Source organism: Shewanella sp. (assembly GCF_013214165.1).
In the GTDB taxonomy this organism is placed as follows: domain Bacteria; phylum Pseudomonadota; class Gammaproteobacteria; order Enterobacterales; family Shewanellaceae; genus Shewanella.
Genome location: NZ_JABSSM010000063.1, coordinates 1 through 24,806 on the forward strand (window position 1 = coordinate 1; position 24,806 = coordinate 24,806).

Annotated in this window: 17 protein-coding genes; 16 read left to right on the forward strand and 1 reads right to left on the reverse strand. The window is 45.1% G+C overall.

What is annotated here, in order from left to right; all coding sequences use genetic code 11:
• The first annotated feature begins 416 nt into the window (after positions 1-416).
• From HRU42_RS15825 to HRU42_RS15900, 16 genes are all read left to right on the forward strand, one after another.
• Positions 417-866 carry a phage tail protein gene (locus HRU42_RS15825; RefSeq protein WP_295032380.1) on the forward strand — a complete coding sequence of 150 codons (450 nt, stop codon included), beginning with the start codon at positions 417-419 and terminating at the stop codon, positions 864-866.
• Positions 867-903: 37 nt separating this feature from the next.
• Complete coding sequence (locus tag HRU42_RS15830; protein WP_295032382.1) at positions 904-2,373, forward strand: phage tail sheath C-terminal domain-containing protein; 1,470 nt, start codon at positions 904-906, stop codon at positions 2,371-2,373.
• Between the two features lie 82 nt (positions 2,374-2,455).
• Entirely contained in the window at positions 2,456-3,643 is a 1,188-nt protein-coding gene (locus HRU42_RS15835; protein WP_295032384.1) for a phage tail sheath C-terminal domain-containing protein, read from the forward strand.
• 26 nt (positions 3,644-3,669) lie between these two features.
• Entirely contained in the window at positions 3,670-4,137 is a 468-nt protein-coding gene (locus HRU42_RS15840; protein ID WP_295032386.1) for a phage tail protein, read from the forward strand.
• Positions 4,134-4,313 carry a DUF5908 family protein gene (locus HRU42_RS15845; RefSeq protein WP_295032387.1) on the forward strand — a complete coding sequence of 60 codons (180 nt, stop codon included), beginning with the start codon at positions 4,134-4,136 and terminating at the stop codon, positions 4,311-4,313. The genes HRU42_RS15840 and HRU42_RS15845 overlap by 4 nt, the downstream gene beginning before the upstream one ends.
• On the forward strand, positions 4,310-4,993 hold the full coding sequence (locus HRU42_RS15850; protein WP_295032388.1) for a hypothetical protein: 684 nt from the start codon (positions 4,310-4,312) through the stop codon (positions 4,991-4,993). The genes HRU42_RS15845 and HRU42_RS15850 overlap by 4 nt, the downstream gene beginning before the upstream one ends.
• A 23-nt stretch (positions 4,994-5,016) precedes the next feature.
• Entirely contained in the window at positions 5,017-6,723 is a 1,707-nt protein-coding gene (locus HRU42_RS15855; protein ID WP_295032390.1) for a phage baseplate assembly protein V, read from the forward strand.
• A gap of 22 nt (positions 6,724-6,745) precedes the next feature.
• On the forward strand, positions 6,746-7,159 hold the full coding sequence (locus tag HRU42_RS15860; protein WP_295032391.1) for a GPW/gp25 family protein: 414 nt from the start codon (positions 6,746-6,748) through the stop codon (positions 7,157-7,159).
• Positions 7,156-7,575 (forward strand): hypothetical protein, encoded by a 420-nt coding sequence (locus HRU42_RS15865; protein WP_295032392.1) that lies wholly within the window; start codon positions 7,156-7,158, stop codon positions 7,573-7,575. The genes HRU42_RS15860 and HRU42_RS15865 overlap by 4 nt, the downstream gene beginning before the upstream one ends.
• 118 nt (positions 7,576-7,693) lie before the next feature.
• Positions 7,694-9,832, forward strand: a complete 2,139-nt coding sequence (locus tag HRU42_RS15870; protein WP_295032394.1) for a hypothetical protein — start codon at positions 7,694-7,696, stop codon at positions 9,830-9,832.
• 24 nt (positions 9,833-9,856) lie between these two features.
• The gene (locus tag HRU42_RS15875; RefSeq protein ID WP_295032396.1) at positions 9,857-12,667 is read left to right on the forward strand and encodes a hypothetical protein; all 2,811 of its coding nucleotides are present in this window, start codon (positions 9,857-9,859) and stop codon (positions 12,665-12,667) included.
• Between the two features lie 146 nt (positions 12,668-12,813).
• Positions 12,814-13,620: a tail fiber protein gene (locus HRU42_RS15880; protein WP_295032398.1), complete on the forward strand. Its 807-nt coding sequence runs from the start codon at positions 12,814-12,816 to the stop codon at positions 13,618-13,620.
• Positions 13,621-13,641: 21 nt separating this feature from the next.
• Complete coding sequence (locus HRU42_RS15885; RefSeq protein ID WP_295032399.1) at positions 13,642-15,390, forward strand: contractile injection system tape measure protein; 1,749 nt, start codon at positions 13,642-13,644, stop codon at positions 15,388-15,390.
• Between the two features lie 95 nt (positions 15,391-15,485).
• Positions 15,486-17,576 (forward strand): AAA family ATPase, encoded by a 2,091-nt coding sequence (locus tag HRU42_RS15890; protein ID WP_295032400.1) that lies wholly within the window; start codon positions 15,486-15,488, stop codon positions 17,574-17,576.
• Positions 17,577-17,598: 22 nt separating this feature from the next.
• Positions 17,599-18,171 (forward strand): DUF4255 domain-containing protein, encoded by a 573-nt coding sequence (locus HRU42_RS15895; protein ID WP_295032402.1) that lies wholly within the window; start codon positions 17,599-17,601, stop codon positions 18,169-18,171.
• 1,824 nt (positions 18,172-19,995) lie between these two features.
• Positions 19,996-24,513, forward strand: coding sequence for a hypothetical protein (locus HRU42_RS15900; RefSeq protein WP_295032403.1), 4,518 nt, complete (start codon positions 19,996-19,998; stop codon positions 24,511-24,513).
• A 47-nt stretch (positions 24,514-24,560) separates the two neighbouring features.
• On the opposite strand, the gene HRU42_RS15905 is transcribed toward HRU42_RS15900, so the two are convergent.
• Entirely contained in the window at positions 24,561-24,746 is a 186-nt protein-coding gene (locus HRU42_RS15905; RefSeq protein ID WP_295032405.1) for a hypothetical protein, read from the reverse strand.
• Positions 24,747-24,806 lie beyond the last annotated feature (60 nt).

The following is a 24,806-nucleotide window of genomic DNA, read 5'->3' on the forward strand; positions in this document are numbered from 1 at the left end:
TTTTTCCTTTCAGGCTCCACAGCCGATATAAAAGGTCACTCAGTTTAATCAGGTTTGGCCTCTGGAATCAAAGTTAGCAATATGCACACAGTGCCAGCCTTAGGGCAATAGCAGCTTTCCAGAGGCCACATTCTTTGATAACGCGCAATGAATGGATAATATATCAAGCATTTTATTTGTTGTTTACCTTACGAATGGCACCATTTGTTTCATGGCTAAATAAATACTCAGCAAGATTAAGTTAATGAGTTTAACACCCTGATGTTCGCTAATAGAAAATGATATCTCCCCAAGTGTAATGCGTTTTCTATTTAGCTGTTAGTTCACATTACGTCTATTTAATATGGAGGTGTACCACATATATAAATTAACCCCAGCGCTTTAATCTATATCAATTTTTTAATTAAGGAAATATTATGTCTACAACTGCTGAGCTCATCGCTGATGAGTATCCAATACCTTCCTATCGATTTGTGGTTTCTTTAGGGGAGGATCAAGTCGCGTTTAAATCTGTGTCTGGTCTGGATATAAAACATGACTCCATTGAATATAAAGATGGCACAGGCGGCGTTTATCGTATGCCAGGTCAACTCCAAAAAGTCAATATCACCCTCAATAAGGGCATATTTTCGGGTGCCAATGAGTTGTACAACTGGATTAACTCTATCTCGCTAAATCAAGTTGAAAAGAAAGACTTGATGATCAGCCTGACGAATGAGTCTGGTAGTGAACTTCTTGTGACCTGGAATGTTTCTAATGCCTTTCCTACTGGGCTAACGGGTCCTTCTTTTGATGCGACCAGTAATGAGATATCCGTACAAGAAATCACCTTAGAAGCCGATCGCGTTTCTATTCAAGCTCACTAACACTTTTGATTAATTGCATAATCAATAAGGAATCAATGTGCCAATAACAACATCTTACCCAGGCGTTTATCTCGAAGAGCTAAACAGCATGTCTCTGTCTGTTTCCAGTAGTGCTACAGCAGTGCCTGTTTTTGCTATTACCGACATGGATGACACCTTTACCACTTGTACCCGTATCAGTTCGTGGATGGATTATCAGTCTTATTTGGAAGACTCGTTTGATTCGAAAAATATGCGTGATATTTGCATTCGTACCTATTTTGAGAATGGGGGGGGCTATTGCTATCTGATTCCATTCAACGAGTTAGAATCCAAGGTCCCTGAGCTTGATGATGCCACATTATTGGTCTCAGCGGGCCAGAATATCCAATCTGCGGTGACTATGCTGTGCGGAGAAGGTAAAAATATATTCGCGATTCTTGATGGGCCGACTCACGATGTTCGACAACTTCCTCCATTGGAAGAAGGTAGGAATAGGGAAGGTTACCGAATAGATATGTACGGCAATCGAATTAATGATGCTGGTGTTCTGGTTGATAGTCAGGGTGTGGAACTGCTTGCCACAATTGAGTTAAATGAGCAGGGGCATTTAATTGATACTGAGACTAGCAGCCTAGTACATAGAGACGGCTGGCTTGTGGATGCTTACGGCAACAAAATTGATGCTAGTGGCGACCTCATCGATGACTCGGACGAGGTCCTTGTCGGTCTTACTCTGGATGCGGATGGTCATTTAGTCAATGTGGAAGGCCTACTCGTCAATAGAGAGGGTCAGGTCATTGATGACAACGGTAATAGATTGGACAACGACGTACTCATCGATTTAGACGGTAATACAGTTGACCCTGCAGTCTACGATGTTGATGTCTGGAAAAATGACTACGATCAAACGGCCTATGCAGCGATTTATTATCCTTGGCTTAAAGCGAAATGGACGGATAAGGCAATTCCACCGAGCGCGGCAATTGCTGGGGCTTACTGCCAGAACGACAGTTCCCGTGGTGTTTGGAAAGCGCCAGCCAATATGCCTCTTCGTGGTGGAGTACTGCCTGCCTTTAAGGTGAATGACGACTTTCAGGGACAATACACCAGTGGGGGAAAAGCCTTAAATATTATCCGTCAGTTTCATAATGGTAGCCCAGTGATCTGGGGCACGAGAACCTGCGACGATACTGACTCTTGGCGCTACGTGCCTGTCCGTCGATTGTTTAACAGTGCGGAAAAAGATATTCAAAATACAATGCAAACCATGATGTTTGAACCAAACAGTCAGCCTACATGGGAGCGGATTCGTTCAGCTATTACTCAATACCTCTATAAACTTTGGCAGCAAGGCGCCTTGTCGGGCAGCACCGCTGAGGAGGCTTTTTTCGTCGAGATAGGTAAAGGCATTACCATGGATGAGGCGGATATTAATCAAGGAAAAATGATCGTCAAAGTAGGGATGGCAGCGGTACGCCCTGCAGAATTTATTATTCTGCAATTTACCCAGGATGTGGACGTGTAACTACCAGTCCTTGCAAATATGGAGCATCATTTATCGATGCTCCATAACCATTTAGTCATAGAGTATTACAAAAGGGGATGTCATGAATAGTCAACAGCCTGGTGTCAGTGTGGCCAAAGACATGTTGTCAGTAAAAAACACGACAATGGCCAGCGCTGTGCCCTTGTTCATTGGTTATACGGAAAAACAGCCTGTAGGAGCATATGCCGAAATTAACAATTTCGCTGATTATGAAGCCATTTTTGGTAAAGCGGAAGGTGGCAATGCCACACTTTATTATACGATTAAGCACTTTTTTGATAATGATGGCCAGGGGGGATTCATTTTTTCTCTGGGAAAAGGCACCGAACTCGATGTAAATCAACCGGAAGATATGATAACCGACCTGAAAATTCCGGCACTGAGACAGATGATTCACACTGAGCAGAGTATTACCTTGCTGTCTTTTCCTGACATTGTGCGGTTACCGAACCTTAATATCGATAGCGCGATATCGCTTTGGCAACAAGCTTGGCAGCAAGTGTTAAGCCTGTGTCAGCTGCGTCCTGGCGTGTTCGGCATCTTGGATTCACCGGATGATCAGCAACTCGCTCATCGATGTTTATCCGATTTCAGTTGCGATGATAAAGAGTCGGGTAGTGCCTACTGGCCAAGTCTGGTGACGCCTTATATGCATGGCGAGGCTGTGGTGACTGTGCCAGCTTCTGGGGCCGTGATCGCCGCTATTCAGCAAGCCGACAGTACCAAAGGTGTTTGGTCTGCGCCGGCTAATATATTGCTTTCTCAGGTAACTCGTACCTCTCAATATCACCAGAACGCGAACGGATTGTTTAACCCGCAGGGTGCGTCTTTCAATCTCATTCGGAGCTTCCCAGGCCGCGGAATCCGGATCTGGGGATGTCGGACATTCACTGACGATAACCACTCCTCATTTCGCTATGTTCAGGTCCGCCGGTTGATTTCTTACTGTGAAGCCCATCTTAGCTCGTTGGGACGTATGTTTGTTTTTGAACCCAATAATGAGATCACTTGGTATAAATTTAAAGGGTTAGCGCATAACTGGTTACTACAACTGTGGCAGCAAGGCGGATTAAATGGCGCGCAAGAAGAAGAGGCGTTTTCGGTGTTATTAGGCTTGCAGGAGACCATGACGCCTGAGGACATTTTGGCCGGAAAGATGATCATGAAAGTGCGTTTAGCTGTCTTAGCCCCAGCAGAATTTATTGAGTTGAAGATACACTTTGACATGAATGCTGATGGAAATACTTAATTATTTAAACAAAGAGATAATGACTAATGGATATTCTGAATGATCTATTTGCTCCCTCAGTGTCACATCGTTTTATGACTCTTTTCATGTTTAATGGCATACCGAGTCCGTTAGATTTGAGTTTTCAGAAAATATCTGGACTCAGTCGGACACTCAATACCACGTCGATGAGTCAGGGCGGGGAAAACTCCCGCAACTATCACTTTGCAGACAAAATCACTCATGGTTCGTTATTGTTAGAACGCGGAGTGATGACGCTAACGCCACTGACTGCACAATTTGACAAGGTGCTCAGAGGCGAAAGTGTCTTGTATGCCGATGTGGTGATTTTATTGCTTAATCATAATCGCATTCCTGTGTCTAGCTGGATCATAAGCAATGCTTTACCGGTAAGTTGGAAAACAGGGGATCTTGACGCGCATGCCAATTCTATCCTGATCAATTCTTTAGAACTGCGCTATCAAGATATGCGCTGGCTAGGGGTGAAGGCATGACTATTGAAATTAGAGAGTTAGTGATCCAAGCCTGCGTCCGTGACAATGATCGCCATTCACATTCAAGGACGTCCTTAAATAGGGTGCAAAGGCAAGATGATGACAGTCGTTGGGTAGAGTTGATCAGTCAGCGGGTGATGAAAGAACTGCAAGAAGAGATGAGGAGACAGCGATGATTGGCCAAGATAGGTTATTAACGAAATTGAAAATCGAAGGATTTTCTGATCGGGAAATGGGACTATTATCGTCCCAGGGAAGGATTGAGGCCATGTACAACCCTGATGCTTTACAGCTCAATTATCAAATAAATTACGCACCCAATGTCGGCATGGATGCGACTGTTAAAAGTAATTACTACCAACAGGCACAACCTGGAAATCTCGATCTGGAATTGATATTTGATGCCAGAATGCCTGAAAATCGGATCCCTATAGAGCGACAGATCATTCGGCTCAAATTGCTATGTTGTGGCGTGAGTGCTGAGAAGACAGAGCCTAATTTTTTAAAAGTCACCTGGGGTAAGTTGAAAATGGGATCGGGCGCCATTCGAGATTTTGCTGGAAGAGCGACCAATTTCACCATCAATTACAGCATTTTTGACCGAGATGGCACACCTTTACGAGCGAGCGTGAGATTAGCCTTAATTGAAGATGCCAGTTTATCGCTACAATCCCAAGAGTCTTTACATGCATCCACCACGAGTCTGATATCTGTCCCAGACAATACGCCATTGTCGATGATGGCCTTGGGCGCTGGGGTAGGGGCAGCCAGAACGCTTGATTACTTGTCTTTAGCAGCCAGTAATGACCTCAATAGTTTAAGAGCGTTCGAACCTGGACAACATCTGGTCTTGTAACGTGTGAAGCATAAGGTACAAAAATGGAATCCAAATATACTATTGCAGTTTATGTAGGAGAAGACAGAACCCTGTTAACCAAGCTTGGAGTGGTTAGTATAAAAACTAATCAGCAGGCGAATGGTATTCCGAACGCTGATTTGGAATTATCTATGCTTCAGGGGACGTGGCAAACCTTCAGTAAGAACCCTGATGTTGCACTCTGTCAGTCTGGACAACGCATCTCGGTGGAATTGGCTGAGATTGAAGAAAAGGTCTTGTTCGCCGGGATAATTACTGAACATGCATTGAGCCTTAGCCGCGAAAATTCCGTATTAAAATTACAACTTACCCACTCACTCGTGGGTTTAGATACTGTCATTCATTCTCAGATTTTCTCTGACATGACCGATCAGCAGATTATCAATAACCTCTGTCCATCTGCTATCGCGAAGATTGACAACAAGGTCAAGATGAAGATTAACCATGAGCAAAAAGTGCAATTTCGATGCACGGATTGGCAAATGTTGCGTCGTTGTCTTGATGCGAATGCTGCCTGGTTAGTCGCAAGCCCAACAGGGGTTAACATTATCAGACCCAGATTGAATACGGCACCTGATCATCTGTTACTCAGAGACAATGGCTTACAGCTTGATCAGGCAAGCTGGACGTTTAGTGTGATCGATCAACCTAAAACATTATCCGTCGCGACCTGGGATATCGGTGAGCAAAAGTTGATGTCACGTCAGGCTAATTCAACCTCCATTGGCAGTGGGGCTTTCAGCTCAAAGGCAGTAAAACTAGTAGATTCAACCGCTTGGGCTGTCAATTATAGCACGCCACAAGCTGCTAAAGAGACGGCTTTGTGGGCCAAAAATGTGTTATTGAACTTGGAGCTTAGCCGCGCGCAAGGTGAGTTTGAACTTGAGGGCTCTACTGATTATCAGCCTGGCCAAACCTTAAAGGTAAAAGGGTTTGGTACAAGCTTTGATGGTGCGGGCTTGATCACGTCAGTGAGTCATATGTTAACCCCTTCGCATTGGAAATCACGCGTCACCATAGGCCGTAAAGGCATGGTACCCGTATTGGATCCCTTACCCCCCATCACCGGGATGCATGTTGGCACTGTGGTGGATAACAAAAAAAATGATCCGAAACATTACTATCGAATTCGTGTGCATGTGAGTGCGATCCATGAAGACAAGTTGAAAAATCAGCTGTGGGCCAGATTTTCAATGCCCTACGCCAGTAAGGACAGTGGACTCTACTGTTATCCCGAAGTGGGCGATGAGGTCGTGCTGAGTTTTTTTGAAAATAACCCATGCTACCCCGTCATTATGGGGGCCTTGCACAACCCTATAAATAAGCCTGCAATCATATACGATAATGACAACAATCAAAAAGGCTGGGTGGTGAATCGAGATAAGGTGACGGCTAAGCAGGTGTTCGATGTGAAGGCCAATACCATGACTTTCAGTACTGGCCAGAAGAGTCTAGTGACCTTGGGTGAAGATGACGGCATCAGCATTGAAGGTGAAGCGGGCATCGATATGACAAGTTCAGCCGCAGTCAAAATAACAGGTAAAAAGGACATCGATATAACAAGTTCAGCCGCAGTCAAAATCAAAGGTGAAGAGGGCATCGATATAACAAGTTCAGCCGCAGTCAAAATCAAAGGTGAAGAGGGCATCGATATAACAAGTTCAGCCGCAGTCAAAATTAAAGGTTCAACGATTGATTTAGTCCCATAAACCCTTTCTAAAGGAGAATACGATGAAAGATCCATTAGTTACAATTTATAAACGTGGTTGGGGGTTTCCACCGACCTTCAACAATGAAGGGGTTAACATGGTAGCAAGTGCAGAAGATGTACATCAGAGTTTGACTATCTTGTTTAAGACCATGCCTGGTGAGCGTATTATGCGCTCAAGCTTTGGTTGCGACTTACAACAGTTCATGTTTGCCAATATCAATTCCACCCTGTTCTCGGATATAGAAACTCTGATCAATGACTCTATGTTGCGCTATGAGCCTCGCGCGCAATTAATGGGTATTAATTTTGCTCGAGACAGCCTGGCTTCTAGCAAAATTTTTATTCAAGTGAATTATCGTTTGAGTGGCAGTGATATTGAGCAAGAGTGGCAAGGGTCGTTAGATATTACTGATGGGCAAGGAATACAGTCATGAAATCCCTTGTGATATTGGATGGCGATTATTTGATATTCGATGCTACATTTGGCAGTCGAATCGTCATCATCCCCGCGCCGCCAAAGATAAGTGGCAGCGGTCATGCGACGATCGGTGAGAGAAAAATGTGTATTGAGGGAGACGAAGCCAAGGTGCAGGTGGCTGCCACCTATACCACTACGACGCATACTATTCCAGGCTCTGGGATCGTGTCTATTAAAGAATTGAAACCCGGTCACTTAGCGCAAGGCTGTCTCAGTGGTGAGGTCTTGATCACGAAGGGACAGGAACCGTTCACCGCCAGTTTTCGGCCGACCATACTAGCGATGACGCCAGTAGGCTCACCGGATGTGTCCTTGGATTCGGACGGCACCGGTGAGTTTATATCGAGTCAAAAAGGGGTTTATGCCGGTTAGTCAGGGCATGACAATAAATTCATTATTTTTCATCATCCGGCTGCTGTCGACGTCACCCTTTCAAATATAACTGAGTTCGCGCTGCGCGAGTAGCTCGACATCATAGGTTGGAATTCACATGGCTAATTTAACACCATTACAAGACACATTGTCCAGTGTCGTCCCTACGACAGGATTTATGCTTGATAACCGTACCGTGTTGTCAAAATTACAATTTATCGAACAATATGCGAGATCTATTCCTTATAGCTCCGATACTGGCTCCACACTTAGCTCTTGGGCTGATTTCCTCTTTATGGAAGGTAATACACCCGAAGTGTTAGCTGAGCTATACAAGAACCCTTCGTTAGCAGATGGTCATTTACCGCCGCACCAAGCTTTCCTGTTTGCAATGCTCACTATGTTGGAAACGCCGCAAGCCTTGATGAACTATTTTCCTCACGCACATCGAGATTTATACTACCGCGGTTTACTGGGTTTTAAAGAGCGACCTGCAGCCCCCTCGCAAGTTGCACTGGCGATTGAGCTAAACCAGAACACGCCTGAAGTCATGGTGCCAGAGGGCACCTTATTCTCAGCGGGACAAGATGATAATGGCACCAATATCGAATATGGTTTGGATGCAGATGTGCTGGCTAATCACAGTCGTTGGCGTGATTTACGTTGGTGCTATCCAGGTGATTCTGGGTCAGCAAAGAGCGCTGTCGTGTATGGCGATGATCTGGACTGGAATGATCAAGGACTACGCCTGTTTGATGAAAATACGCCTGCCGAGACTGTGTTAACCGGCCGAATGCTGATCGCTGATGCATTAAAAGGCAGTGGGGGAGAAACCCGTTTCGTGATCAATCTAGCCGCTGGGAACGTAGACTGGACACAACTGAGCGGACACATTAGCGGGGGAGATAAATGGTTGGACTTATCGTTATTGAGCTCAAGCACAAATCGGAGACTCGAGTTCACCATACTCGCCAGTGAAGGGGACATCAGCCCGCCAGAAGACTTGCCTGGTGCACCTTTTGACAAACCCGTCCTGAGAATATCTCGACAAGACGGTGAATCGCTTCCCTTGATAAGCGCTGTCACGGTCAATAATCAGGGAGTGACTGATTTTGAACAAGTCATCTTAACCCCCTTCGGTTATGCCAATGAGTCCATGGGGTCTGTCGAGAACATGGAACTTTATATTGGTATTGAGGACATGTTACCAGGGCAAACCTTGTCGCTTTTTTGGCAATTAAATAGTCCACAGCCTTTGGATACCCAATGGCAATATCTGAATCATGACAACCAGTGGCAAAGCCTAGCGCAGCATGTGGTGGATTTAACCCATGGACTTTCAGCTCATGGTCTCTGGTCTGTCATTCTACCTGAAGATGCCAGCAGTATTGTGACCGCGATGCCAACTGGACGGCATTGGATCCGTGCGGTTATTGAGCCTTGCAATGCTTCGGTCAAGAACATCGCTGACTATCCATGGCTGACTGGGATCTTAACCAATGGCATGACAGCGACATTGATGAATGTCTCGGCTTTCGATGCTGATAGGGCGTCACAGCCATTACCCGCAGAAAGTATCACCCAAGCGGTGACTTTTATCAATGGTGTCTCAGGTATTGTTCAACCATGGGTTTCCATGGGGGGGAAAGCGGCTGAAACTAATAATGAACTGGCTGTTCGCGCGGCAGAGCGACTCGATCATCGTAAGCGGGCGATGACGTGGCCAGATATGGTGATGCTGCTGAAAACCGAGTTTCCTTGGGTGTTTGACGCGCGGATCCCATCTGGGGATATTTTGACCACAGTGCCTGCATTGCTCCAGCAAAGATTAGTCGTACAACCCTTGGTCACTGAAAAAGATAACGATGATGTGCTGCGGCCGATGTTCAATGCGGCCAGATTAGAACGCATGAGCCAATATTTACAAGGTCTGGCTTCATCTTGGCAAGATATTCGGGTGGCCAATCCAAACTATCGAGATGTGTCATTAGTGCATCGGGTGACATTTAACGAGGGAGTTAACCCTAATTATGCTGAGCAGCAATTACGTCAATCTATTACGGATCACTTCATGCCTTGGGGAACCGGAAATGCTTCAGGCATAATGCTTGCCAATCACTTGGATTATTACGATATTTTAACGTATATCGAGCAGCAATCCTATGTTGAACATGTGGACCTGCTTACACTCGATGGAGAAGAAGCGTCAGTGCAAGGCGAGAATGATGAAGTGCTAGTGCTTCAATGGTCCGAGTGAATTGAATGTTGATAAGGAAAAAACATGTCTACAACTGAGTCGTTACTCCCGCTTGTTCGGGATGATATCCATTTTAATAGCCTGCTAGAGCAGGCCACAGAGTCGATAGAAAAATACGCGTGTGAAAGCTGGTGTGATAAAGACGCTCATGATCCTGGGATCACATTTTTAGAAGCTCTCGGTTATGGTGTGGCCGATTTAGCCTATCGTCAAACGCTTCCCTTGACAGATCTACTGACGCCACCACAGGAACAACAAGTAAAGGAAGGGGGCATTTTCCCGCCAGAGTTTGGTCCTCAGCAGGCACTCACTTGTGGCCCTATTAGCGAAGATGATTATCGCCGAGCATTGCTAGATCTGCATAGCTCGGACACTGAGGAGGGGTATTTCTTCTTTTGTAATGCTCAGCTTATTCGCGAACCCGATGCGGCGCGTTATCGGTACTGGTATAACACGGATACACGAGAGTATAGTCTGATTGAGCCTGAAAATGGTGCCAATACTGTAGCGCTCACACTAAGAGGCAATTATCATTTGTACCTGATGCCTGCCAGAGAAACGCAAGACAATCCGGATATGGCCCAAACAGCGTTAGACTCATTTCTCTTGAATCATCGTAATTTTGGTGAATGCGTCAGTAAAGTTATCTGGTTAGCGCCTGAAAACTTGATGCCTGAAATCGAGATCGTACTGGATAAAGATATCAGCCAAAATAGTAATATAGCCGCGATTCTTGCAGATGTTTATCGTGTTAGCGAAAATTATGTTACTCCTTCTGTACTGCGTTACTCCGCTGAAGAATGGCAGCAACGAGGAGGAACCAATGAAGACATTTACCAAGGTCCTCGACTTCAACACGGTTGGATACCGCAATTACCCTCGAAGATCAATGGCGAAGCGCAAGTCGAGATCAACTTGAGTGGCTTAGCCACTGCACTGCTTGCTATTAACGGTGTGAAAGGCATCCGCACCTTAGGCACGGATCAAAGTGTTCCAGGTCACTTATGGCTCTGGGAAACGAGTACCTCAGGCCGTTATCCTCTCTTGTGGGGGGATGATCCCTTGTCAGAATTGGCGCTGGGTCAGTCCGTAAGGCTATTAGGCGTCGGTGATGTGCAGCTCACGGCCACTAAAGATGAGATAAAGGCTGAGCTGGCCAGGCCTGCGTTAATCCATAACGCCCCACTAATACTGCCCTATGGTCAATGGCGTGATACGGCTCGTTACCATCCGGCCTCTGATGTTGTCCCTCCCTGTTATGACTTGTTAACGCTGCCAGCAACGCAAACCCAAACCCATCTGCATCAGTTTTTACTGACGTTTGAGCAGATATTGGCCAATGATTATCAGCAGCAAGCCTTATTACCGACAGTGCTGGCTTTTCAACGTCAAGGCGATAAGGTTTGGGGCAGTCAATGGCCCTTTGCTGAACAAAGTATGGCGCAACATGTCCATGGGGATTACCGTGATGAGTTAGCGCAGTTTTTAGATAAGAGCTCCCATGACAGAGTGCAAGAGCTGAGGACCCTGCAGTTTTTATTGACTTATTTTAACAGTCACTTAGCGCCGGATGTATTTCTACAGTCTCCTGAACTGTACCTCCTCTCTCAGCAGGGGTATTTATCACGCCATACTCTATTAACTTACAACAGAGCGAATACGCGTATCGCGGAAATATCGGCGTTACAGCAACGTATTGCCGCTAAGCTGGGGCTAGGCGGGGAGTCGATTTTTGATAATGCTCCCCAATTGGGAAAGTTGCCTTTTTATCTGGTGGAGCACAGACAATTACTACCCGCTAAAGCCTATCCAGACTACGACAGCGAGCAAACGCCGGTTAATGCACATATTGACACTCTCGATGGGCATGAATACCTGACGCTTTCAAGTGCCAATACCGCCCACCTTGTGGTGGGGCAATTGGTCGATGTTATCTTTATTGAAGATGAGGATCCGTTTACCATTCGGGGACAAATGATTAGGTTGATAGATCCTGGCAGCAACAGTTTTTCATTGAGCTTGGACAGCAGTAAACAATTGTCTCGTCATGCGGATACCATCATCAGCTTGGCTCCTGAGCGGATTATTTGGAAAAACAGTGCCGTTTGGCTGCAGGATATGGATTATTCCTTGGTGTACAGTGACGATCAAATGGGTGTTGAAGCCGATGAAATACGCCTTAACTGTATGCCGTTTCCTGTCATGGCTGTGGTGGGGGAAGAGCTGTCTTTCCAATATCAAATCTCAGCAGACAGTCAAACACAGGGCAGTCCAATACAGAGCAATGATGATATTGTTGTTGATATTACGGCCATCGATAGAATACGTAATACCATAGTGGTGAGGCGCTCCGGTAGCTCTTCTTTTCCCAGTGATGAGCAAACTCCCCATTATCGTTGGCATTTTTCCAATCATGATCAGGCCAGCAGTGATCGTTTTTCATTTATGTTGAGCGCCGTGTTTGATCTAAATTCAATTTTAGCATTGTCTTCAGATCCCTATGCCACTGAAGCTTGGGTAAAAGAAATTATATTGGCCGAAATCCCCTCGCATATTGGTATGTTGATCCATTGGATGCCAAAAGGGCAATTCAGCCAATTTGGCCTACTTTATGAGCGATGGCAACACGCGGGGTTACCACTGGGCGACGATGCCTTTGACATCATCTATAACCTGACCTTGGGTCAACGTCCAGTGCGTCTGGATGGGATAGGAGAAATGTACGTGGCCACCCCGGAACAGCAAGAGGATGTGATAGGGCTTGATGGCAATGAGTGGCACAGTGATGTCGTGATTCAAGATGAGCTCTTCTATGTCCCTGAAATAGAGAGTTAGCGCGGGGACTTGGATCCTCTTAAATAAATAAATGAATGCCATTGCAGATTAATCTGCAATGGCATTTTACATAATACCTACTTACCTACTTACCTACTTACCTACCTACCAATCAAGGTAAGTGTCTATTTTATAGGATGAAAACAATGAGCGTGAACATCAATGCCGGTCCAACAGTGGCTGAATTAAAAGAACAATTTAAATCGCGCAGTATCCCATTGGAGAGTGATTTTTCTGCCCTCATCGATGTTGCCGACCACGGTCGAAAAGCGGTGGGACTGAGCCCGCAACAAAGCCCTAATCAGAGCTGCGGTTTGGCGTTGGATAATGGGGGCCAGCTGGAGGTGAAAATTAAATCCAATGGCGGGATGATGGTGGATGAGACTGGGATGAGTATTGTGCCGGAGCAGCAATTTCACCGCGGCATGATCATGATGTTTTCTGGTAGCAGTGCACCTACAGGTTGGGCGCTGTGTAATGGTGACACGGTTGACGGGATGGCAACACCTGATTTAAGGAGGCGCTTTATCCTAGGCGGTGAATTTAATGATTTCGGCCAGTCATCAGCAAGGACCTACGGCTCAACTAGCGGTAAATATCATACGATGTACACTAACTCACAACAGCCAGCTGTGTCAGTAACAGTTAATAATCGTTCTCTGACAATTGCGCAAATGCCAGAGCATGATCATCTGGACGGTCGACGAACTGGTCTCGCCACTGATAAATTAGGTGTGTATGAGTATGGCTATACTTTCGGTAGCGGTCACAAGCTTCACCGATATTCTGGCAGCGACTACCAATTTGTAAACGCTTATCTTTTAGCCAATACCAGCAAGGTGGGTAGTGGTGCTGGTCACAATCACACCACTAGCGCATCACAATCTAGCCACAATCACTCAGTGAATGCGATCCCTCCTTATTACACCTTGGCCTTTATCATAAAAACATAATCGGTTAAAAGGAGTGGCAAAATGTCGCAATCTTCCTCACAGCCGACTCATAAACTAGACAAACTTCGTATCGAACTCTCCGTCTGTCCTGACAATATTGATCACTTTAGCCAGCGATGCAGTCGGCTGTTTCGGCTCGAGCTGCAAGGTCTGCTCGAGCGGGTACTCACCCGACTAGATAGACCCGGTCAGCGCTGCCGCATTTCATCCCCCTTGGTGGTGAACTTGGGGGCGTTACCCGCGTTTGCGTTTGAGAGAGCGTTTTGTCAGCGTCTGGAAGTCAGGCTGGAGCGAGTGCTCCGGCCTTTATTGTCTACCGCAGATATTGAGCCGATTGAATGTCAATCCACGCATTCACAGTCTGAAAATTACCAGCGATTCGAGCAGGCGCTGTTACAAGGTAAAGGGCCTCTGTCGGAGCCTCTCGATGACTGGTTACAAGCACAGTGGTTACGTGATCCAAAATCCAGTTTAGGCGCCCTGGCAAGCCTTTGCCTCAATGGCGATGGTGCGCAGCGTTTATATCGGTCATTAACCCCTTCGACCTTGAAAAAGTTGTGTGAAGCCTGGATGCCGTGGGTATCAGTGGATGGAAAGTGTGATCAAGCAACGCTGCTGTTAAGCGTGTTAGGTTACTTTCAGCAGCATCCACAGTTGATAATGCCTGCTGCTGAATTTAAAGGGGCATTTTCGCTGCGGACATTAGACCAAAAGCAGCGGCTTAGGCTGCTTTTTAAACAGGTGACCAGCATGCATGGCAGTCACTCACAGACCATGAAGCAATGGTTACAGGCTCTGTGGCGTGATGTAGGGGTGCAAACCGCGGTGCTTGCGCCTCTGTCTGACGCGCAAGGTAAAAGGCTAATCACCTGGATGGGTCAACCGGAAATAAAGGTGACGGGGGAGCCGCGACCTGCTGCGATGCCGCAGTTGGCGGTGATATCTGAGGGTCAGCTGACTGACCATACTGTCAACCGCTCGGCATTAGGACATCTCGAACCATTCATGCCGGAGTATGGAGAGGATAAAGCTCATCGTGAGACGCTTGAGGGTCAGGTGACTGACCACACTGTCAACCGCTCGGCATTAGGACATCTTGAACCATTCATGCATGAGTATGGAGAGGATAAAGCTCATCGTGAGACGCTTGAGGGTCAGCTGACTGACCACACTGTCAACCGCTCGGCATTAGGACATCTTGAACCATTCATGCATGAGTATGGAGAGGATAAAGCTCATCGTGAGACGCTTGAGGGTAAGGTGTTAAAGGTGAACGCTGCGGGTTTGTGTTTACTCTGGCCATTTTTCCCCAGTTTATTTCGTCACCTCGGTTTCATCCAGGATGATGGGTTTGTGACGGCAACGGCCCAGCATCAGGCCGCATCTTGTTTGCAGATGTTAAGTCACATGGTTCAAGATCAAACAGAGCCAGCAGACGCCATCCCCATGTTGCTCAGTGGGCTGACGCACCAAGAACAACAACCAGGCATTGAGGTGGGATCAGCAACCAATAAAAAGTTGCTTAAGTGGTTAGCAGCACTGCCTGACTTATTACCTTCTACGTGGCAACGACTGTCACCTGTCGATATTCAACAATGGTTTTTACAGCGCCCCGGCTGGTTAGCTTACGAACAAGGAGAAACGGTGATCTATATCGAACCTGAACCCTTTGACGTACTACTCAATGAGTGGCCATGGCCAACCAATATGATCGCACTGCCTTGGTTTGAGCGGCCCATTAAAGTGAAATGGACCGCGCCTAGCGCCTAAACCTACACGCTCGAACACCGCTTATGCTGCCCGCGTTCTCATCATGGGAATAAGAAGTCTAAGGGGATTGTATCAAGATAACTGAGACGGTTTTAATGAATAATTTACATAATAGTCCATTCTTTAATGACAGTAATGGTCAGCTCTTTAAAGAATTAGAGCGCATCGACTTATGCCTACAAGATTATACTCACAAGCAAAGACCCAGTCTTGATCAACATGTGCTGGAAGATTTTTTGTTAGATGAAGAGGCTATTTTAGCGCACATTAACGCACCTAAAGGAACACCTCATTGGATGGCCCCTCAAGGTGCCTGCGGTGTCTATGCCCACCATGGCGAGAGCATGTCGACCGGTTTGTTGTCACAGCTAATCGAATGCTTTGAATTAACGGCATTCGAAGTTGACATTATGTTGCTGGGACTCATGGCCTCCTTTGATAGCCGTTATTTCTCTTTGTTTTCCGCGCTGCAGCGTAATGAACAGAAAAAACACCCCAGTTTTGAACTGGCATTGAAATTGTTGTGTTCATCCCAGGCCCAGCAGAGCCAGCAACAAGCTTGCCTGCTAAATGATGCTCCGCTGTTGCGGCATCGGCTGATCACCTTGGTGAGGACAGGTCAAAGCCAGAAAGAAAACTGGGGACAAGCCTTATTTCAAACCTCAACTGAGGTGTTTCATTTTTTAACCGGCAATTGCACACTGTCGTCATTATTAACCCAGAGTGCGACTTGGCATCCTGTGGCACAGGAAGTGAGTGACTGTCCTTCGAGCGTGTTGTCTGGACTTCAAGCGCAAGAAGCAGAGCAAGACAATGGATGTTATCCGGTATTAATCCTCAAAGGGCCCTTAGGGAGTGGCCGATTCAGTGCCATCAAGTCGGCAGCAGCGAAGAAAAACCGCCTGATTTTGGCACTCGATATTGCTCGTCTACCTACCGAGTATGACGAGGCGAAATCCAGCCTCATTCAGGCATTACGTGATGCCAGAATGCATGATGCCATGCTGGTTGTTCGCCACTGGGATGAATTTACGGGCAGCGCGAAAGACGTTCTTCCGGATTGGCTGACACTGCTGCAGCGAGCCAAGGTACGTGTAGTGGGTCTATGTGAACAAGATAGTGCCAGATTCAGCATGCCTGATATCGCACAAATATCCTTGGTAATGCCAAAGTTGACTCTGCGGGAAAAGACGACACTGCTAAGCAGCTCGCTGTCTACGGATACGTTCAGTCCCATAGATGAAGATTCTCTATGTCGCCGATTCTATTTTAACCAAGAGTCTTTGCCGCAAATATTACAAGAAGCTAAGTGTTATCGCTCGTTGCGAGCGCCGAATACCTTGGTTAATCAAGACGATTTGAACCTGGCTTTTCGTTTATTTTCGCAGAAAAACTTTGGCAAATTAGCCCAGAGAGTCGAACCCATCCGCACCTTTGAAGACTTAATTATCACCGATGAGCTAAAAGAACAGTTGCAGGAAGTCTTGATTGCAACTAGGCAACAGCAACATCTACTAGAAGCGGGTTTTGCAGATAAAGTGAATTATGGCACCGGGATCAGCACCTTGTTTTATGGTGACTCCGGTACCGGAAAAACCATGGCGGCTGAGGTGATTGCTAAGGAACTTAATGTCGATTTAATCAAGGTTGATCTGGCGAGTGTGGTGGATAAATACATAGGTGAGACAGAGAAACACCTGGCGCGGATTTTTGATCTGGCAGAGGCCGATGCCGGCATCCTATTTTTTGATGAAGCTGATGCTCTATTTGGTAAACGGTCTGCTGTGAGCGATTCAAAAGATCGCCATGCCAATATTGAAGTGGCCTACCTGTTACAACGACTCGAAAATCATCCTGGGCTGGTGATCTTATCGACGAATAATCGTGGCCATCTTGATGATGCGTTTAGCCGACGATTTACCTTTATTACCCGCTTTAACTTCCCTGATGCGGCGGTACGGGAAAAAATGTGGCGAACCGTATGGCCTAAAAACATCAGCCTGTCCCCAGACGTTAACGTGAAATCACTGGCTATTGAGGCAGAGCTGACCGGGGCCAATATTCGTAATATCTCAGTGCTATCAGCATGGTTGGCAGCTGAAGACGGTGCACCACATGTTGGTGAACAGCACATTAGAAAAGCGATGCAACGAGAGTTGGCTAAGATAGGCCGCATTACCCTGTGAACACTAATTAAGGAAACCAAATATGAGTACACCTATCCCTTCGGACATGTCGATCATTGTCGTTAACGAGGCGTTGAATGACGCGCTGCGGGAATATCTTGATGCCAATATCCAGATCCTTTTCGACTTGCCTGATCCTGATAATTTACCTGCTGAACCTGTGATCAGTGTGTTTCTGTATGATCTTCATGAAGACTTACGCTTAAATACAGCAGAGTCACGCCAGTACAGCCAAGGAAAATTCGTGCCGGGAAACATCAATGTATGTTGTAACTACCTCATCACGTATTGGGATGCCCAAGCCGTAAGCAGTGGCGGGCCGGGCAGTGGGCCGAGAAACCAGGCTATGGTAGTGATGAATCAAGTGATGAATGCGTTAATTAACCATCGCCAGCTGGCAGGGATCCCAGGGGCGTTTACGCGCGTTATGCCACCAAAAGAAGAGCTCAACAGCTTAGGTAACTTTTGGCAATCCTTAGGCAATAAACCCAGGTTGGTGCTCAATTACTCGGTTACTGTGCCTGTGTCATTAACCGATATAAACGATGTTGTGCCACCGGTTAAATCTGTTCAAAATCAAGTGGATAAGATGTAGGGGATCTTAATTTATTTTATTATGGTCACTCCCGTTTTTTGTAACGTGAGTGAGGTTAAATATTAGGAGATATATTTTTTTCAAGGCGATTGTACCGGTTCCAACAACCCAATGACAATCGCTTCATTGAGCTCTAGCTGTGTCGGAACCAGTACCGAAGGAACCTGAATCAACTTTTGTCTTGACGGATTTTTTGTCTAGCATTAGTTATCAGGGGGGATAACCACTTGTAGCCCATTAATGTTTCGTCTGTTTGTCCAGGATCGACGAGAAGGTGTCCGACGACACCCGTTTCAGTAATCAGACCCACTACTGAGGCTAGCGCAGCACAAGATGTCACACTTCCGGCACCGAGGAGAAGCGCAAAACCGAAGCTGAACTAGTCGATATCAGTCAACAAAAGCCAATATTGGATGCCGAATACAAGCCACGGAAGACGCATTATTATATGCCTCTCAGGCTTTACCTTACGGGGCCAGTAACTTACTGGTTGATGTCATCAAGTCTGCAGGTCAGCAGGCTTGATGATGCCTACTGGTCATGAAATAAAAAAGTGTGGAATGAAGAAATGCATCGGCACGAATATAGAAGTAGGTCCCATGCAATGGCCAATACGCAACGATAGCGGATGCGGATGCGGATGCGGCGGTAAAGTATGTTGCCGGAAACTGTGTCGATAATGCGCTGTCACTTTTACTTTTTATGTGAGTTGAATCGTCAGGTATCGCGAAGTTTTAAATGTTTCCATTGCTCGTGTTTGTACCACATACGCTTACTTAAAATCCAAGAATAGGAAAGACGTACATTCCTCTAACTTATTAATTACGTAAAGTAAAAATTCGAGCCTGCCTCCGATATCAGTTGAAGGAGGAAGCTCTCAATCTACAGTTTCTGAGGTTAAACTTGAACGATTTTCTAAGCCAAGTTCCGAGTATAATAATATGTGGAAAGAGGTTATACAGCAAATAGAAAATATAGGGCCATCTAATAATTTAAGTAATCGTTGTTTCCTTTGCACTCCTCTAAAATACCTGAGGTTATTATATTCTAAGTGCTTTGGAAGTTTAACTAAGATGAATGAGGTTTAAGGTTGAGTTCGGTTGTTATGCTAAGGAAATAATATTCAAAAGTATTTGTTAGATAGGAATATTTAATAATCACTGTAGTGCATACCATTAAATGTGATTACTGATAATAAAGTAGAAGCTTTATTTGTCCAAGTGCAGCCATAGTGTTCACAATAGTCATTCTGAAATAAAGTATGAAGGTATTCCATATACTAATCCCGTCATTCATGTTGTTGGGCGTCGCCAACCAAATGGTGATTATATTTCAGCAGATCTAAATGGATCTAAGTATGTGTATTTATTTTTATTAGATGGGGTTAATGGTTTTTGTTTACCTGTTCCATCTGCTGTTAAGCTCTGTTTTTGCTGAGGCGTATGTGCATCAAAGCCTGAATATTTAACTAAAGGTGAAGAAGTTGAACATGTTATTAATGGGGGGGCGGAAGTGTTTATGAGATTTTTAGGTGAGTTATTTACTGACGTGAAGAATATTTTGACAGAGTTTAATGGGGAAGTAATTGGGTATTATGCTTCAGTTCTTAATTAATTTAAAGATAATGCACTATCTATGGCGGGGGGGGCTTGTTGTAAAGCTTGCGCATCAGAAACAAAATCAAAGGAGGGGGGGGCTGACAAATAAAAAACATTTTAAAAAAAAACAATTGTGGGACTGAACAAATAGCAGTGTGCAAGGGTAATAGATCCAATTATACCCTCCACCATAACCGCCAGTAAAGGCGATAAATTAGGTCGTGTTATGCCATTGTCGAGCCAATATAAAGATAAAGATAAAGATAAAGATAAAGATAAATCTCCAACACCATTAACACAACATACCTCAGCCGATTCGGAACTGGGTGCAACTGCTGCGTGTTTGCTGCCTAAATCCTCTGGGGCGACGGTTGATGTCATTCAAGTCGAAGAGGTGGAGAGTGAAGATCGGTTTTTTGACGCAGAAGAAGAGACAGAAACGTTCTTAGATGCTGGCGAAGAACTCGAGGATGATCCCTATGACCACTTATCATTCGATGAGGCCGTAGACCGTTACCAGAATGACAAGCATGACCACCCCATTTGGTCGCCAAGTCCAACGCCAAAGCACGCTTGGATAGAACCTGCAATACAACTTGTGAATATGGCCATGCCGCTCGCTCACAATGCAGCGTTAGGACGGCCTATCTTGGGGCCGTTACCTGAAACGAAGAACACTGGGATGGATAACCCAGCGCACAGAACACAGCGCTGGTATTATTTTCTGAATGATGCAGACAATCGAGATCGATTCATCGATGAATTGAATCAGGTGCTTGTGCTGTTACAACATGATGTAGCAACGGCAGATTCGAGTAGCCCTGAGGTTACCGAGTTTTTGCAGCAGGGTTGGGAACTGCATGATGTTCTGCATGAGTTTGATCACTTCTCAAACCCGTTAAGCACCAATACGTTTATTGATATGGTGACGTTTTTTGATAAATATTCTACGGTGTTAGGACAATCCAATAGCACCTCAAGTACCAGCGTCGGTGCTCAGTCATTAACAGTTCATGCCCGCAGCGCTCAGCCCAAAGAGGCTGAATCGTCTCTGCTAAATCTCCATAATGCTGCGGCATTAATGCCTATTATGGCCACAGCGATAACGGGTAATAAATACATAAAATCATTTTGGCTCGCCATATCGACCTTAATGCTGGCTTCCAGTGCCAATGCTCGAGCAGTGGCAATCAATTCTGAACGCGCAGAAGGTGACAGCACAGAGAGAGACGATCAAGCTTCTACTTCCCACCGTGCTACACTACATCATAAATATGTAAGGAAAAAGAAAAAAATAGTACAAAGGGTGCTGGATGGGTATTTGACTGTTGGCTATTCAAAATATCGTTTGAGAATAGAAACTCGATTGCGGAATATGTTGAATAAAGTGATTAAAAGTCTGACAGAGGATACATACGTTTCTTACAATAAATATCAATTGGCACAGATAATATTGTGCCAATTGAAAAAGACATATATCCATAAGATTGAAAAGAGGGCAACCAATACAAGTGTGGTCAGTGTAGAACTAATATCTGCCCTCATTAATGAAATCAAGAAAGTGCAAGACCGCATCAACACTCTGGGTGATCATTATCCCTCCCTCACAAGGGAATACGATGGTTTAAAAGAGCCATCGAGTTTAGTAAGAGAAACGATAGAAGAATACGATAAATATGTATCTGTACAGCCTGTGAATGATGAAATATATCATCAGGAGCTGATTAACGTTTATCTCAGTGAACCCGAAGCAGGGCAGGATGCAGATAATGTAGATAACGACCGATTGCATCGATCATATTTCAGCGGGATCACAGAGGCTGAGGAAGAATTTCACTCTTCTATTGACGACTTGATGGTATATCAACATGTACCTTTTACTGCTACTTTTACTCATTTCTTAAACACACCTCAACCTCAGGAACGGACAGCATTAGAGAATATATATACATTGTATACTCATCTTCAGCGAAAAATATCCTTGGAATTATTATGGTTGTCTCGTGGCATCGCTCTGATATCTCCGAATAACGGCAGAAGATACAGGCATAGACAAGGACTACTAGAGGAAACTCATGCACGTATAGATACGTTACAAGTCAAAAAGTCTCATCTCAGCATCATGTTTGAAAATATCAGCAATTATTACGATATTCTTGCACGCTTAAATAATCACATCGAGGTTACTACTGAGCAAGATCATTATATTGCTGCTCAGAAGGCCAAAGTCGCTGCAGTCAAAGTTGTACTTAGTAAGTACCAAAAGCAGGGAGAACAGGCTGCGATATTGACGGATGTTGAGTATGTAGAGGCATATGAAAAACTTAAGAAAGAAAAGATCATCGGTCCTTATTTACATGAGGCAACCTTGATCGTCTTTGGAAAATTGATAGGCAAATATGTTGGCGATAAAGTTCGAACAGCAGAATATTTGCCTTGGGCTTTTGAAATCCAAGATGAGTTCAGCAAGGTAAGCATTGGTGATATTCCTATGCCTGTTGAATTTATGAGTATACAAGACTTTAAACGTAGTAATGATATGGGCAGTTGGCCTGAGTATAAAAATCAGTTCGATCGTTATAATTCTGACTCCGCTGAGTTGGAGGCGAAGCAGTATAGTTATGAGATATTGGAAACCACAGGGCTCAATTATTTCCAGTCGTTAGAGTCGCCCGAAAGAGCTTGGATGTTTGATCTGCAGGTGTCACCACAAACGGGATCTGGGTGGCAGAATGTCAATGATCACACTCGTGATTCTTACTATTGGCCTGGCACCTATGCCGCTAATTTCTATGCGTTGCCGGGAACAATCGGTGTGATTGAACTTGCCAATGGCAATGTAATATTACTCTCGACCATTGATGGATATTGTTCTTCCAGTCTATTAACTAAAGAAGAGGTCGGCAGCAATTCTGCACTACAAGAAATTATGACGGGTCGGTATAATCAGGGTCAAAGGACTACGACTTTGCATGGAGCGCCACTGATTAAAAATTTGTTGAGGCATTTATGGAGCCATGAATATAACCCCATCGTGTTGCGAGAAAAATCGTATACAGGGCCTGCTGGCCAAACCTCTAATGGGGCATTCCCATTATTACAGTCTTCAGACAAGCCTGATTATGACATTGACGTACAGAGCAAGACGACCCTTGATGTTATCCAGGAGATCGCAGAAAAAGGCTTGAAAAAAGCATCAGATAGAAAATGGAGTACGCTCAAGGATGAAAATTTTTGGGATGTCATGGGACGCCATTTTGTTCCCTTTTATAGTATCACCTTTGATTCTTTATACGATCCAACCTATGAACTCGATAGTTCAGAGTTATTTACCGAAATATTCATGACGGCCTTGATGTTGGTGCCGTTGGTGGGCGCCGTTGGCAAATTAACGTTGGTAATGAAACAGACTTTAAAAACAGCGATTAAGCAAGGGACGAGCCAAGGACTTCGCGGTAGCGGGTTAAGAGCGTATGTTAAAAAATCTCTTATCACTAACCCACAGTTTCTCTCCGAATTAAAACGCGTTGGTATCAAGTCAACTGAGGCTCTGTGGGAGTTAGTGGACCCCACTCCAATCCCTTTTAGCGGCCTCAGTCCTTCCATGATAAAGCTCAGCAAACCCAATGGTATTTCTCCTAACAGGAAGACTTTTATTGATGTTGGAGACAGACGAGTCGATCTAGAATTACCCTCTAGGGATGCACATCATGATGGTGTCATTCAGCAGCCTATATCGCACAGACTGATTGACCGCTGTCAACATGTACGACATAAAAGAGCGCTTGGCGACTCAGCCCTTATCCCTTGCGTCAATGTGCCGGAAGCACAGGGCTCGGGTGCTATTGCGGCTCAGCAACAGCAAGATCCGATCAACTACATTAGAGATTTAGTGAGATCTGCACCCAAAATATCAACCTATGAAATGACGCCTGATTTGAAGTGCTTCGATGCGGCAAAAGATGTGATGGCGTTTTTATCGCCATATAAATTCAAAGCACACTTTGTGGGGATCAGGAAATGGTTGAGTAGTCAAACTCAACATCTTAGTTATACGCATTATGCCGTCGTAGTACATTACAACGGACATACAATCATGATTGATCCTACTGGCGGTCAGTCTAAAAATGGGAAGACAGGGGAAACGGTACAACCGTACTATGGTGCCTTATCCGGTTGGATCGCCCACCAAAAAAGTGTCTTTCCAGATATTGCTATGCGAGCAGTTGTCAGCGATAGCATTAATAATTTGCAAAGTAAATTGGATGAGCCATATAAATTCTATCCACAGCTTGGGATCGGAAGACTAGTAATACAACCAGACTGGTATGACGGCAGTTTAAATAAAATGATGGTCGCCGAATTTTACAAAGAAAATGACCTCAGTACCTCAGCGCCAAGTTATCGTGACAATAAAGGAATACAAAGCATTACGAGTGATGATATAGATCATTACGTGGACAGAGGCGTTGAAGGGAAGTGGGGCATCATGGATTTTGACTCAATAAAACCGTCAATAGGAATCTTGCATCCTCATAAAACAGCCCGCTTAGATGCACTGTCGAAAGAAGTCGGGTCCGCTAAGTCGCTAGAGGAGCTTATTCGAAAAATTAGTAAATTTCTTAGAAATGAAACAGATCTCAACATGGCCAAATCAGTCCAATTATACAGACTCGAAGCCATGGCGAAAAAAGTTAAATTGGAGCAAAATAGCGCCAACTCTTTGAGTTTCCTGACACAATAACAAAGAGGGATTCCAGGGCGCCAGGGTGAGTACACTTTTGCGTTACGTTAGCACGGATGTAAAACCAGAGAAGTCACAGTCAGGCTGCATCGTTGTGCTGCAGGTATTTGATCATCACCACCGCCGCCAATAAAAGTCACTGCCCCCGTCTGCAATGACGGCTTGGGCAGTTGGTACTGGCCATGCTCAATACGTTGGGAACCAGAACCAATATTAACCTTGCAGATATTCATAAAAATTTATGCAGCCAACATGACATTGGGAACAACTATAAGCCCTTTCATAATAAACTA